This is a genomic window from Pseudomonas sp. DC1.2 (genome assembly GCF_034351645.1).
Lineage (GTDB): Bacteria > Pseudomonadota > Gammaproteobacteria > Pseudomonadales > Pseudomonadaceae > Aquipseudomonas.
The window spans coordinates 4,940,887-4,954,339 of the sequence record NZ_CP133782.1 but is presented as its reverse complement, the minus strand read 5'-3'; the positions used below and the strand labels follow the sequence as shown (position 1 = coordinate 4,954,339).

The following is a 13,453-nucleotide window of genomic DNA, read 5'->3' as shown; positions in this document are numbered from 1 at the left end:
GATGAAACTCAATGATCTGAGTCCAGCGCCGGGTTCCCGTCGCGAAAAGCATCGTCCGGGCCGTGGTATCGGTAGTGGTTTGGGCAAGACCGGTGGCCGTGGCCACAAAGGTCAGTCCTCCCGCTCCGGTGGCACCATTGCACCAGGCTTTGAAGGCGGTCAACAGCCGCTGCATCGTCGTCTGCCGAAGTTCGGTTTCGTTTCCCTGAAGGCCATGGACCGCGCAGAAGTGCGTTTGTCCGAGCTGGCTAAAGTGGAAGGCGACATCGTCACCGTGCAGTCTCTGAAAGATGCCAACGTGATCAACGTAAACGTTCAGCGTGTGAAAATCATGCTGTCCGGCGAAGTTACTCGCGCTGTTACCATCGGAAAGGGAATCGGCGCCACCAAAGGTGCGCGTGCGGCTATCGAAGCAGCTGGCGGCAAGTTCGAGGAATAAATGGCTAAGCAAGGTGCTCTCTCTGCGCTCGGCAAAGGCGGTATGTCTGAACTCTGGGCTCGTCTGCGTTTTCTGTTCCTGGCGATTATCGTCTACCGAATAGGCGCACACATCCCGGTTCCAGGTATTAACCCGGACCGACTCGCGGACCTGTTTCGACAGAATGAGGGGACCATTCTTAGCTTGTTCAACATGTTTTCCGGCGGCGCGCTGGAACGGATGAGTATCTTTGCACTGGGGATCATGCCGTACATCTCGGCATCGATCATCATGCAATTGATGACCGCCGTCAGCCCGCAGCTGGAGCAGTTGAAGAAGGAAGGTGAAGCTGGCCGTCGCAAGATCAGCCAGTACACCCGCTACGGCACTGTCGTCCTTGCTCTTGTTCAGGCTATTGGCATGTCCATTGGTCTGGCGGGGCAGGGCGTTGCGTTCACTGGTGACTTTGGCTTCCATTTCGTCGCGGTATCCACTTTTGTGGCTGGTGCGATGTTCATGATGTGGCTGGGTGAGCAGATTACAGAGCGCGGTGTTGGCAACGGTATCTCGATGTTGATTTTTTCGGGTATCGTCGCCGGTCTTCCGAGAGCGATAGGGCAGTCTTTCGAGTCTGCGCGTCAGGGTGATATCAATATTTTTGCCTTGGTTGCCATCGGTTTGCTGGCAGTAGCGATTATCGGTTTTGTGGTGTTCATTGAGCGTGGTCAGCGTCGTATTGCTGTTCACTACGCCAAGCGTCAGCAGGGCCGCAAGGTTTTCGCTGCGCAGACCAGCCACTTGCCGCTGAAGGTGAATATGGCCGGTGTTATTCCGGCTATTTTCGCGAGCAGCATTTTGCTGTTCCCGGCTTCGTTGGGTGCCTGGTTTGGTCAGTCTGAAGGTATGGGCTGGCTGCAGGACATCTCGCAGTCGATCGCTCCTGGTCAGCCGTTGAATATTCTGCTGTTTAGTGCAGGGATTATTTTCTTCTGCTTCTTCTATACGGCGTTGATGTTCAATCCGAAAGACGTAGCGGAAAACCTGAAGAAGTCCGGTGCCTTTATTCCGGGTATTCGTCCAGGTGAGCAGTCTGCGCGCTACATTGATGGCGTTTTGACTCGCTTGACCATGTTCGGTGCCCTATACATGACGGCCGTGTGCTTGCTACCCCAGTTTCTGGTGGTAGCGGCAAACGTACCGTTCTATCTTGGCGGGACCTCGTTGCTGATCGTCGTAGTGGTTGTTATGGACTTCATGTCCCAAGTACAATCCCACCTCGTTTCGCACCAGTACGAATCCCTGATGAAGAAAGCCAACCTGAAGGGTTACGGCAGCGGCATGTTGCGCTGAGTACCCATAAGGTTCGAGGAGTTGGTGATGAAAGTTCGTGCATCGGTGAAAAAGCTGTGCCGTAACTGCAAAATTATTCGCCGCGAAGGTGTTGTTCGAGTAATTTGCAGCGCGGAACCGCGTCACAAGCAGCGCCAAGGCTGAGTGTGATCCGCTTGAAGCCCGGTAGCTAGTGCGCTGCCGGGTTGATTATTTGTTATTACAGCGATATTATCTCGCGCCCTATTTCTTGGCTTCCGGGGCGTAGGTAGCTGTCAATTGGAGTCCCACTGAATGGCCCGTATTGCAGGCGTTAACATTCCAGATAACAAGCACACTGTTATCTCGCTGACCTACATCTATGGTGTTGGTCGCACTACTGCACAGAAAATTTGTGCAGTGACTGGGGTAAACCCAGCCGCAAAGATCAAAGATCTGAGCGACGAGCAGATTGAACAGCTGCGTGGCGAAGTGGCGAAGTTCACCACTGAAGGTGATCTGCGTCGCGAAATCAACATGAAAATCAAGCGTTTGATGGACCTCGGTTGCTATCGCGGTCTGCGTCATCGTCGTGGTCTTCCAGTACGCGGTCAGCGTACCAAGACTAACGCGCGTACCCGTAAAGGTCCGCGTAAGCCGATCCGCAAGTAATCGCCCCAGCGAATCGACAGGAAATTAATCATGGCAAAACCTGCTGCTCGTCCTCGTAAAAAAGTTAAAAAGACAGTGGTTGATGGCATCGCCCACATCCATGCTTCTTTTAACAACACAATCGTGACCATTACCGACCGTCAAGGTAACGCGCTTTCTTGGGCTACCTCCGGTGGTTCGGGTTTCCGCGGTTCCCGCAAGTCCACCCCGTTTGCTGCTCAAGTAGCTGCTGAACGTGCTGGTCAAGCTGCGCTGGAATACGGCCTGAAAAACCTCGACGTTAACGTCAAAGGTCCAGGTCCAGGTCGTGAGTCTGCTGTCCGTGCTTTGAACGGCTGTGGCTATAAGATCGCCAGCATCACCGACGTGACGCCAATCCCGCACAACGGGTGCCGTCCGCCGAAGAAGCGCCGCGTGTAATCCAGGAGATTGTAAAGAATGGCTCGTTACATTGGTCCAAAATGCAAACTCGCTCGTCGCGAAGGCACCGATCTCTTCCTGAAGAGCGGCGTGCGCGCGATCGAATCGAAGTGCAACATCGAAGCAGCACCTGGTATCCACGGCCAACGCCGCGGTCGCCAGTCCGATTACGGCACCCAACTGCGTGAAAAGCAGAAGGTCCGTCGTATTTACGGCGTTCTCGAGCGTCAGTTCAGCGGCTACTACAAAGAAGCTGCTGGCAAAAAAGGTGCAACCGGTGAAAACCTGCTGCAACTGCTCGAATGCCGTCTGGACAACGTTGTATACCGTATGGGTTTTGGCTCTACTCGTGCCGAATCCCGTCAGCTGGTATCGCACAAATCCGTCAGCGTTAACGGTCAAACCGTAAACGTACCGTCTTACCAGGTTCGTGCTGGTGACGTAGTCGCGATTCGCGAGAAAGCAAAGAACCAACTTCGCATTGTCCAAGCTCTCGATCTGTGTGCCCAACGTGGCCGCGTAGAATGGGTAGAAGTAGACACTGAGAAGAAGTCGGGCGTTTTCAAGAACGTTCCTGCTCGCAGTGATCTGTCCGCCGACATCAACGAAAGCCTGATTGTCGAGCTCTACTCCAAGTAAGGGCTAGAAAATAGGTGCATCCATGCAGATTTCGGTAAATGAGTTCCTGACACCCCGCCATATTGATGTGCAGGTTGTCAGTCCAACCCGCGCCAAGATCACTCTCGAGCCTCTCGAGCGTGGTTTCGGCCACACCCTGGGCAACGCGCTGCGACGCATCTTGTTGTCCTCAATGCCCGGCTGTGCAGTAGTCGAGGCCGAGATTGACGGTGTGCTCCACGAGTACAGCGCCATCGAAGGTGTACAGGAAGACGTAATTGAAATCCTGTTGAACCTTAAAGGTCTGGCTATCAAGCTGCACGGCCGTGACGAAGTTACGCTGACCTTGTCGAAGAAGGGTTCGGGGGTGGTTACCGCTGCCGATATTCAGCTGGATCATGATGTCGAGATCGTTAACCCCGATCACGTAATCGCTAACCTGGCGTCTAACGGCGCCCTGAACATGAAGCTCACTGTAGCTCGTGGTCGTGGTTATGAACCGGCCGACTCGCGTCAGAGCGATGAAGACGAAAGCCGCAGCATCGGTCGCTTGCAGCTTGATTCTTCGTTCAGCCCGGTTCGCCGTATCGCATACGTGGTGGAAAACGCCCGTGTCGAACAGCGTACTAACCTGGACAAGCTGGTTATTGATCTGGAAACCAACGGTACTCTGGATCCTGAAGAGGCTATTCGCCGCGCTGCAACCATTCTGCAACAGCAGTTGGCTGCGTTCGTCGACCTCAAAGGTGACAGTGAGCCAGTGGTTGTTGAGCAGGAAGACGAGATCGATCCGATCCTGCTTCGCCCGGTTGACGATCTGGAACTGACTGTACGTTCGGCTAACTGCCTTAAGGCGGAAAACATCTACTACATCGGTGACCTGATTCAGCGTACCGAAGTAGAGCTGTTGAAGACTCCGAACCTTGGCAAGAAATCCTTGACTGAAATCAAGGACGTTCTGGCCTCCCGCGGTCTGTCCCTCGGCATGCGCCTCGACAACTGGCCGCCTGCAAGTCTTAAGAAGGACGACAAGGCGACTGCCTGATCGTCGTAATCACCGAACGTTGTGTTTGGTAAGGAATGAACCATGCGTCATCGTAAAAGTGGTCGTCACCTGAGCCGCACTAGCTCGCACCGCAAGGCCATGTTTCAAAACATGGCAGTGTCGCTGTTCGAGCACGAGCTGATCAAAACTACACTGCCGAAAGCTAAAGAACTGCGTCGCGTTGCTGAGCCGCTGATCACTTTGGCCAAGACAGACAGCCTGGCTAACCGCCGTCTGGTTTTCGACCGTACTCGTTCGAAAGCTATCGTTGGTAAGCTCTTCAACGACCTGGGCAAGCGCTACGCTACCCGTGAGGGTGGCTACCTGCGCATCCTCAAGTGCGGTTTCCGCACTGGCGACAACGCGCCTATGGCGTACGTCGAGTTGGTTGATCGTCCTGCCGGCGGCGAAGCAGTATCCGCTGAGTAAGATGTCAGTCTGAAACGAAGAACCGGGCCTAGCGCCCGGTTTTTTGTGCGCGCGAGAAAGATGGGGCCGTTGGTTATTTGGTGCAAGAAAGTTGTTAGTAATTATCTATCGACTATAGCTGCTTAATAAATTTGAAGATGTCATCTTGTTCATCGATACTCCTCGTCAGCCGGTTAACCGGCAGTTCCAAGACTGACTGAGGAAGAAGTCGTATGAGCCAGAGTAAAACGCTTACCACCGCCAGTGGCGCTCCTGTCGCCGACAACCAGAACTCCCGCTCTGCCGGCCCTCGTGGCCCGCTGTTACTCGACGATTTTCATCTGATCGAGAAACTTGCCCACTTCAACCGAGAAAACATCCCTGAGCGTCGCGTGCATGCTAAAGGCTCGGGTGCTTACGGTACATTCACGGTCACTCGTGACATCACGCAGTACACCAGTGCGAAACTATTTGAGTCCGTCGGCAAACAGACCCCGACCTTTCTTCGCTTTTCTACTGTGGGTGGCGAACGTGGTTCGGCGGATACCGAGCGTGACCCGCGTGGTTTTGCTCTGAAGTTTTACACCGAAGAAGGTAACTGGGACATCGTCGGCAACAACACGCCGGTTTTCTTCATCCGTGATCCACTCAAGTTTCCTGACTTTATCCACACCCAAAAGCGTCTGCCGCAAAGCAACCTGAAAAGTGCGCAGATGATGTGGGACTTCTGGTCGCATTCGCCTGAGGCGCTGCACCAGGTCACCATTCTGTTTTCAGACCGTGGGATCCCTGACGGCTACCGGCATATGCATGGCTTTGGCAGTCACACCTATAGCCTCATCAGCGCCAATGGTGAACGCCACTGGGTTAAATGGCATTACAAGACGCAGCAGGGAATCAAGAACCTTACTCCGGCAGATGCTGCGCGCTTGGCCGGCACCGATCCGGATTACGCTCAGCGCGATCTGTTCGGTGCGATTGATCGCGGTGACTTCCCGAAGTGGCGCGTATGCATTCAGATCATGACCGAAGCCCAGGCCACGGCGCACTACGAGAACCCGTTTGACGTGACCAAAACTTGGTCGCAAAAAGAGTTCCCGTTGATCGAGGTCGGTGAATTGGAGCTCAACCGTAATCCGCAGAACTACTTTGCTGAGGTCGAGCAAGCGGCATTCGGGCCGAGCAACATGGTTCCAGGCGTTGGCCTATCACCGGATCGTATGCTGCAGGGTCGCGTATTCGCCTATGCCGATGCTCACCGCTACCGTGTTGGCACCAATCACCAGCAACTGCCGGTGAATGCTCCGCGTATTCAGGTCAATACCTATCAGCGTGATGGTTCGATGGCATTTGGCAGCAACGGCGGTGCTACACCTAACTACGAGCCGAACAGCTACGTAGAGTCGCCAAAGCAAGCACCTCGTTACGCTGAGCCGGCGTTGGCCTTGAGCGGTGCTGCGGATCGTTATGATCATCGCGAAGACACCGACTACTACAGCCACGCTGGCGCGCTGTTCCGTTTGATGAGCAACGAACAGAAAGCGCTGTTGGTGGATAACATTGCAGGCGCTATGGCCGGTGTATCCAGCGATGTGGTTGATCGTCAATTGCAGCACTTCTTCCGCGCAGATCCTGCGTATGGAGAAGCAATCGCAAAGGCGTTGAACGTATAGCTTAACTAAGTCTAAACGATAAGCAGAACCGCCCTCATTTGGGCGGTTTTTGCGTTATTTAAGCTACTTTTCTCGGGGTTTCTTCGCTTTTATTGCGTCAAGTGAGTGACCTTCGGGCTAGGTTGGTTCAGACTACGCACTTTCAAGCAGGGAGATGTAGGGCGATGCAAGGCCACCCAGACGTAATCGATTACCTCAACACGCTACTCACCGGTGAACTGGCGGCGCGTGATCAATATTTCGTTCATTCGCGGATGTATGAGGACTGGGGGTTCACCGAACTCTACGAACGTATCAATCACGAGATGGAAGAAGAGGCGCAGCACGCTGATGCGTTGATGCGTCGAATCCTGATGCTCGAAGGTACGCCACGTATGCGCCCGGATGACTTGGATGTCGGCACGACAGTGCCTGACATGTTTGCTGCCGACCTGCGCCTGGAATACAAAGTCCGTGCAGCCCTTTGCAAAGGCATCGAGCTGTGCGAGCTGCACAAGGACTATGTGACCCGCGAGATCCTGCGCGTTCAGCTAGCCGACACCGAAGAAGATCACACTTACTGGCTGGAAAAACAGCTCGGGCTGATCAAGCTGGTTGGTCTGGAGAATTACCTGCAATCACAGTTCTGATACTCCTAGACTGCAAAAAAAGCCCCTGTCACCGACTCAGTGACAGGGGCTTTTTCGTAGGTTTGAATCAGGCCTTGTCGCGAGCTAATAATGGCTTGAGGTAGAAGCCCGTGTAAGACTGCTTCATCTCAGACACTTCTTCCGGCGTACCGACGGCAATGATCTGTCCGCCCTTGGAGCCGCCCTCTGGCCCGAGGTCGATCAACCAGTCGGCGGTCTTGATCACATCAAGGTTGTGCTCAATCACCACCACGGTGTTGCCGTGGTCGCGCAGTCGATGCAGCACGTCGAGCAATTGCTGGATGTCTGCGAAATGCAAACCAGTGGTTGGCTCATCAAGGATGTACAGGGTTTTGCCGGTATCGCGCTTTGACAGCTCGCGAGAGAGCTTCACCCGTTGGGCTTCACCACCGGACAGCGTGGTCGCTGATTGACCCAGTTTGATGTACGACAAGCCAACGTCCATCAGCGTTTGAAGCTTGCGTGCCAAGGCCGGGACCGCATCGAAGAACACGCGTGCTTCCTCGATGGTCATCTCGAGGGTTTCGTGGATGCTCTTGCCTTTGTACTTGATCTCCAGAGTCTCGCGGTTATAACGCTTGCTTTTGCAAACGTCGCACGGGACGTAGATGTCCGGCAGGAAGTGCATTTCTACCTTGATCAAGCCATCGCCCTGGCAGGCCTCGCAGCGCCCGCCCTTCACATTGAAGGAGAAGCGGCCCGGGCCGTAACCTCGGGAGCGAGACTCCGGTACGCCGGCGAACAGTTCGCGAATCGGTGTGAACAAGCCGGTGTACGTCGCTGGGTTGGAGCGTGGTGTGCGACCGATCGGGCTCTGGTCGATGTCCACAACCTTGTCCAGGTGCTCCAGGCCCTTGATGCTGTCGTGAGCGGCAGCCTCAAGGGTCGTGGCACCGTTGAGTGCCGTTGCACTCAACGGGAACAGGGTGTTGTTGATCAGCGTCGATTTTCCCGAACCCGACACGCCAGTCACGCAGGTCAGCAGCCCCAGCGGAATTTCCAGATCGACATTGCGCAGGTTGTTGCCGCGAGCGCCCTTGAGCGACAGCATCAGCTTCTTGTTGCGTGGTGTGCGCTTGGCGGGCACTGCGATCTTCACTCGGCCCGACAAGTATTTGCCGGTCAGCGAGTCAGGGTGAGCCATGACTTCGGCTGGCGTACCTTCGGCAACGATGTGCCCGCCATGTACACCGGCGCCTGGGCCGATATCTACCACATAGTCCGCTAGGCGAATGGCGTCCTCGTCGTGCTCGACCACGATCACCGTGTTGCCGATGTCCCTCAGGTGCTTGAGGGTGCCGAGCAGGCGATCGTTGTCCCGCTGGTGCAAGCCAATCGAGGGTTCGTCGAGGATATAAAGAACCCCCACCAAGCCTGCGCCAATCTGACTGGCCAGACGAATACGCTGCGCTTCACCGCCCGAGAGGGTGTCGGCGCTGCGATCCAATGAGAGATAGTCGAGACCCACGTTGACCAGAAATTGCAGGCGCTCGCGAATTTCCTTGAGAATCTTGTCGGCGATTTCACCGCGGCGGCCAGTCAGTTTCAGCCCCCCGAAATATTCACAGGCATCGCCAATGGGCAGGTTGGTCACCGCCGGTAATGTCTTCTCGCCAACCCATACGTGCCGTGCCTCGCGTCGCAATCGGGTGCCGCGGCAGTCGGGGCAGTGCTGGGTGCTGAGGAACTTGGCCAGCTCTTCGCGCACGGAGGCAGACTCGGTTTCGCGGTAGCGGCGTTCCAAGTTCGGCACGATGCCTTCGAATGGGTGCGAGCGTTTGACGATGTCGCCCCGGTCGTTCAGGTACTTGAAGTCAACGTTCTGCGAGCCGCTACCGTGCAGGATGAATTTCTGCTGTTCGGTCGGTAATTCATTGAAGGGCACTTCAAGACTGAACTTGTAATGCGAGGCCAGCGACCCGAGCATTTGAAAGTAATAGACGTTGCGCCGGTCCCAGCCGCGTATTGCGCCTTCGGCCAGCGTCAGCTCACCGTTCACCAGCCGTTTGATGTCGAAGAACTGTTTAACGCCCAGACCATCGCAAGTCGGGCAGGCGCCAGCTGGATTGTTGAAGGAAAAGAGCTTGGGTTCCAGCTCGCTGATCGCATGACCGCAAATCGGGCAAGCGAAGCGTGCAGAGAAAATCATTTCTTCGCCGGGCTCGTCGTCCATCGGTGCGACCAGCGCGATGCCGTCTGCGAGCTTTAGCGCGGTCTCGAAAGATTCGGCCAGGCGCTGTTGCATGTCGGCCCGGACCTTGAAACGGTCGACCACCACATCGATCGAGTGTTTTTTCTGTTTATCCAGTTTCGGCAATTCGTCCAGCTCGCACAGCCGGCCGTTGACGCGGGCCCGAACAAAGCCTTGGGCGCGCAGTTCCTCGAAAACGGACAGGTGCTCGCCTTTGCGTTCGCGGATGACCGGGGCCAGCAGCATGAGTTTGCTGCCTTCCGGTTGTGCCAGGACCAGGTCAACCATCTGACTGACGGTCTGCGCTTCCAGCGGGATGTCGTGATCCGGGCAGCGTGGAATGCCAACGCGGGCGTAGAGCAGGCGCAGGTAGTCGTAGATTTCGGTGATGGTGCCGACTGTCGAGCGGGGGTTGTGCGAGGTCGATTTCTGTTCAATGGAAATGGCTGGAGAGAGACCCTCGATGGTATCGACGTCAGGTTTTTCCATCATCGACAAAAACTGCCGGGCATAGGCCGACAGCGACTCGACGTAGCGCCGTTGACCTTCCGCATAGAGCGTATCGAAGGCCAGCGATGACTTGCCGGACCCGGACAGGCCGGTGATGACGATCAGTTTGTCCCGCGGCAGGGTCAGGTCGATGTTCTTCAGGTTGTGGGTTCGGGCCCCACGAATCAGGATCTTGTCCAAAGTGGCCTCGATTGGCGGGCGGCGAAAACGTAGGAGTATACGGCCAAATACTGGATGGATGCACACTATCAAATGAGGGCTTCGCAGCCTTATATGAAGACTGCGTCATCTGTGCGCGTCAAAGCGTCGCGATGTACCCCGTCAATCGATGGGACTGGTAGAATCGCCGCCGGTTCACATGAGGTTTTTCCATGCACGATCCCCACAGCGAACGCATGAGTGGCAGTGAGACCCGCGCAGCAAGCGGTCTGGCCCTGGTGTTCGCCTTCCGTATGCTTGGCATGTTCATGGTGTTGCCGGTACTGGCGACCTATGGGATGGATCTGGCCGGAGCGACCCCGGCCCTTATCGGGCTGGCGATTGGCGCTTACGGCTTGACCCAGGCGATTTTTCAAATTCCGTTCGGTATCATTTCCGACCGTATCGGGCGCCGGCCGGTTATCTACCTCGGGTTGATTGTGTTTGCGCTCGGCAGTGTGTTGGCAGCTAATGCGGACTCGATCTGGGGCGTGATCGCCGGGCGCATCCTGCAAGGTGCCGGGGCGATTTCCGCCGCCGTCATGGCCTTGCTGTCAGACCTGACGCGCGAGCAGCACCGGACTAAAGCCATGGCCATGATCGGTATGACCATCGGCCTGTCGTTCGCTGTCGCGATGGTTGTCGGGCCTTTGTTGACGCGGGCCTTTGGCCTGTCTGGCCTGTTTCTGGCGACCGGCGGCATGGCGCTGTTCGGCATTGTCATCGTCATGTTTATGGTGCCGAAGTCCATCGGCCCATTACAGCACCGCGAGTCGGGTGTCGCGCGTCAGGCGCTGTTGCCGACGCTCAAGCATCCAGACTTGCTACGCCTGGACTTGGGCATTTTTGTGCTGCACGCGATGTTGATGTCGAGTTTTGTCGCATTGCCCCTGGCGCTGGTCGAGAAAGCCGGGCTGCCCAAAGAGCAGCACTGGTGGGTCTACCTTACCGCGCTGCTGATTTCTTTCTTCGCCATGATCCCGTTCATTATCTACGGCGAGAAGAAACGCAAAATGAAACGAGTTTTACTCGGTGCCGTCGTGACGCTGATGCTCACTGAGCTATTCTTCTGGAAGTTCGGTGATAGCTTGCGGGCTCTGGTGATAGGGACGGTGGTGTTTTTTACCGCGTTCAATTTGCTCGAAGCGTCCTTGCCATCACTGATCAGCAAGGTCTCCCCGGCAGGCGGCAAGGGCACGGCGATGGGGGTTTACTCCACCAGTCAGTTCCTCGGTTCAGCACTGGGCGGGATTATGGGCGGCTGGATGTTCCAGCACGGCGGTTTGTCGGTTGTGTTCCTCGGATGCGCCGGCCTGGCTGCCCTCTGGCTGGCCTTTGCTGTTACCATGCGCGAACCTCCCTACGTGACGAGCCTGCGCTTGCCGCTGTCGGCCGAAGCGATCCGCGAAGCGGGTCTGGTCGAGCGCCTGAAGGCCGTTGTAGGGGTAACAGATGCAGTGATCGTCGAAGAAGAAGCGGCGATTTACATCAAATTGGACACAGAACTATTGGATCGCACCACCCTCGAGCGCTTGGTGAACAACCCGGCCGAGGCAGCGTGCGTAGCCTAGGAGAACGTTATGGCCCGTGGGGTTAACAAAGTCATATTGGTCGGTACTTGCGGCCAGGATCCCGAAGTTCGCTACCTGCCTAACGGTAACGCCGTGACTAACCTGAGTCTGGCGACCAGCGAACAGTGGACCGATAAGCAAACCGGTCAGAAGGTCGAGAAGACTGAATGGCACCGTGTATCGATGTTTGGCAAGGTTGCCGAAATCGCCGGCGAGTATCTGCGTAAAGGTTCGCAGGTTTATATCGAAGGCAAGTTGCAAACCCGCGAGTGGGAAAAAGACGGTATCAAGCGTTACACCACGGAAATCGTGGTCGACATGCAAGGCACCATGCAACTGTTGGGCGGCCGTCCACAGCAGGGCGAGCAACAAGGCGGGGGCAATAACTACCAGCAATCCGCCCCGGCCCCGCGCCAACAGGCTCCGCGTCCTCAGCAGTCGGCACCGCAACAGTCTTCACCGCAACAATCGCGCCCGGCACCACAGCAGGCTGCCCCGCAGCCGGCTCCGGATTTCGACAGCTTTGATGACGATATTCCGTTCTAGCAGTTACGCGATGTAAAAAAGGCCCGAAGCTGATCCCTTCGGGCCTTTTTTGTGGGCGCTGAGTGGGTCAGTCGAGTATCAGGTGTGGCAAAAAACGGCTTGAGTCTTTGGTGATCAAGCTGTTGTCTTCCCTCACCCCGATGCCAGCCGCTTGGTCACCTATGACCCAAGAGCCGACCAGCGTAAAGCTGTCGCCAAACCGAGGCAGAGGCGCGAACTCTTGCAGGATGAAGGGCGCGTCGGTGTAGGGCCCATCCTCTTTAACGATCTGGCCATCGGCGGTTTGCAACTCGATGTTGGCGCCTTCGCGGGAGAAAAACGGCTTGCGCACCCAACCTTTCGGCACGGCTTTACTCGGGTCAGCGTCCAGGTGCGAGGCCAACAGGTTCGGATGACCTTTGTTGAACTCCCACAATAAAGGCAGGATGCCCTTGTTGGAGAGGATCGATTTCCAGGCCGGTTCGAAAAACTGCGTGTCGGATTGGGCAATGGCAGCCCCGAAGGGTTCGTGAAAGATGAACTCCCAGGCATGCAGTTTGAATAAATGAGGAATCCATCGATCCTCGAGATCGACGAAACGTCCTTCCCTGGTGAGACCAATGTCTTCGATATCAATATGCCGTGATTCTATTCCGACGTGCTCTGCGATCAAACGCAGGTAGTCGGTGGTGCCCTTGTCCTCGACCGAGTCTTTCATCGAAGCAAAATAGAACGGCTGCTTGAGCTGCAACTGCGCAAAGGCTTGGTGCAGCTTGGTGTCGATGCTATTGAACTGATCGGCATGCGTGGGCAGCAAACCGCGCTCGATGCATTGCTCCAGCCACCCCCACTGAAACGCGGCGGCTTCATACAGGCTCGTCGGCGTGTCGTAGTTGAGTTCCAGTAACTTGGCGGGGGCGATGCCGTTGTAGGAAAAGTCCATGCGCCCGTACAGATGCGGGTGGCCCTCACGCCAGGACGTGCGAATCATGTCGAAGAATGATGCGGGAATGCTCAGGCGTTCCAGCAATTCTTCGCTCTGCACCACCCGATTCACCAGCTCCATGCACATCTCATGAATCTCGGTGGTCGGGTCTTCGAGGTCGTTCTCGATCTGCTTGAGCGTGAACTGGTAGTACGCGCGTTCGTCCCAGTAAGGCTCGCCGTCGATGGTGTGGAACAGGAAGCCCAGGCTTTCGGCCGTCTGTCTCCAGTCATGACGCTCTGTACAGAGAATCTTCTTCAT

Annotated in this window: 14 protein-coding genes; 12 read left to right on the top strand and 2 right to left on the bottom strand. The window is 56.0% G+C overall.

Annotated elements, in window-relative coordinates; translation table 11 throughout:
* The first annotated feature begins 1 nt into the window (after position 1).
* From rplO to bfr, 10 genes are all read left to right on the top strand, one after another.
* On the top strand, positions 2–439 hold the full coding sequence (rplO, locus tag RHM68_RS22490) for a 50S ribosomal protein L15 (RefSeq protein WP_007896782.1): 438 nt from the start codon (positions 2–4) through the stop codon (positions 437–439).
* Entirely contained in the window at positions 440–1,768 is a 1,329-nt protein-coding gene (gene secY, locus RHM68_RS22485; protein WP_003228718.1) for a preprotein translocase subunit SecY, read from the top strand.
* Between the two features lie 27 nt (positions 1,769–1,795).
* A complete protein-coding gene (rpmJ, locus tag RHM68_RS22480; protein ID WP_002555468.1) occupies positions 1,796–1,912 on the top strand; it encodes a 50S ribosomal protein L36 in 117 nt (38 codons plus the stop codon).
* Positions 1,913–2,041: 129 nt separating this feature from the next.
* Positions 2,042–2,398 (top strand): 30S ribosomal protein S13, encoded by a 357-nt coding sequence (gene rpsM / locus RHM68_RS22475; protein ID WP_003186020.1) that lies wholly within the window; start codon positions 2,042–2,044, stop codon positions 2,396–2,398.
* 30 nt (positions 2,399–2,428) lie between these two features.
* A complete protein-coding gene (gene rpsK, locus RHM68_RS22470) occupies positions 2,429–2,818 on the top strand; it encodes a 30S ribosomal protein S11 (protein WP_002555466.1) in 390 nt (129 codons plus the stop codon).
* 18 nt (positions 2,819–2,836) lie between these two features.
* Positions 2,837–3,457, top strand: a complete 621-nt coding sequence (rpsD, locus tag RHM68_RS22465) for a 30S ribosomal protein S4 (RefSeq protein ID WP_003210056.1) — start codon at positions 2,837–2,839, stop codon at positions 3,455–3,457.
* Positions 3,458–3,479: 22 nt separating this feature from the next.
* Positions 3,480–4,481 carry a DNA-directed RNA polymerase subunit alpha gene (locus RHM68_RS22460; RefSeq protein WP_003186012.1) on the top strand — a complete coding sequence of 334 codons (1,002 nt, stop codon included), beginning with the start codon at positions 3,480–3,482 and terminating at the stop codon, positions 4,479–4,481.
* A gap of 42 nt (positions 4,482–4,523) precedes the next feature.
* Complete coding sequence (rplQ, locus tag RHM68_RS22455) at positions 4,524–4,910, top strand: 50S ribosomal protein L17 (RefSeq protein WP_131062043.1); 387 nt, start codon at positions 4,524–4,526, stop codon at positions 4,908–4,910.
* Positions 4,911–5,122: 212 nt separating this feature from the next.
* On the top strand, positions 5,123–6,562 hold the full coding sequence (locus RHM68_RS22450) for a catalase (protein ID WP_322219194.1): 1,440 nt from the start codon (positions 5,123–5,125) through the stop codon (positions 6,560–6,562).
* A gap of 164 nt (positions 6,563–6,726) precedes the next feature.
* Positions 6,727–7,191: a bacterioferritin gene (gene bfr, locus RHM68_RS22445; RefSeq protein ID WP_322219193.1), complete on the top strand. Its 465-nt coding sequence runs from the start codon at positions 6,727–6,729 to the stop codon at positions 7,189–7,191.
* A 67-nt stretch (positions 7,192–7,258) separates the two neighbouring features.
* Here the strand turns inward: bfr and uvrA are convergent, their stop codons facing one another.
* Positions 7,259–10,093, bottom strand: coding sequence for an excinuclease ABC subunit UvrA (gene uvrA / locus RHM68_RS22440; RefSeq protein ID WP_322219192.1), 2,835 nt, complete (start codon positions 10,091–10,093; stop codon positions 7,259–7,261).
* A gap of 191 nt (positions 10,094–10,284) precedes the next feature.
* On the opposite strand from uvrA, the gene RHM68_RS22435 reads away from it, so the two are divergent.
* Positions 10,285–11,682, top strand: a complete 1,398-nt coding sequence (locus RHM68_RS22435) for an MFS transporter (protein WP_322219191.1) — start codon at positions 10,285–10,287, stop codon at positions 11,680–11,682.
* 9 nt (positions 11,683–11,691) lie between these two features.
* On the top strand, positions 11,692–12,228 hold the full coding sequence (locus tag RHM68_RS22430) for a single-stranded DNA-binding protein (RefSeq protein WP_322219190.1): 537 nt from the start codon (positions 11,692–11,694) through the stop codon (positions 12,226–12,228).
* 67 nt (positions 12,229–12,295) lie between these two features.
* On the opposite strand, the gene RHM68_RS22425 is transcribed toward RHM68_RS22430, so the two are convergent.
* Positions 12,296–13,453: a glutathionylspermidine synthase family protein gene (locus RHM68_RS22425; RefSeq protein ID WP_322219189.1), complete on the bottom strand. Its 1,158-nt coding sequence runs from the start codon at positions 13,451–13,453 to the stop codon at positions 12,296–12,298.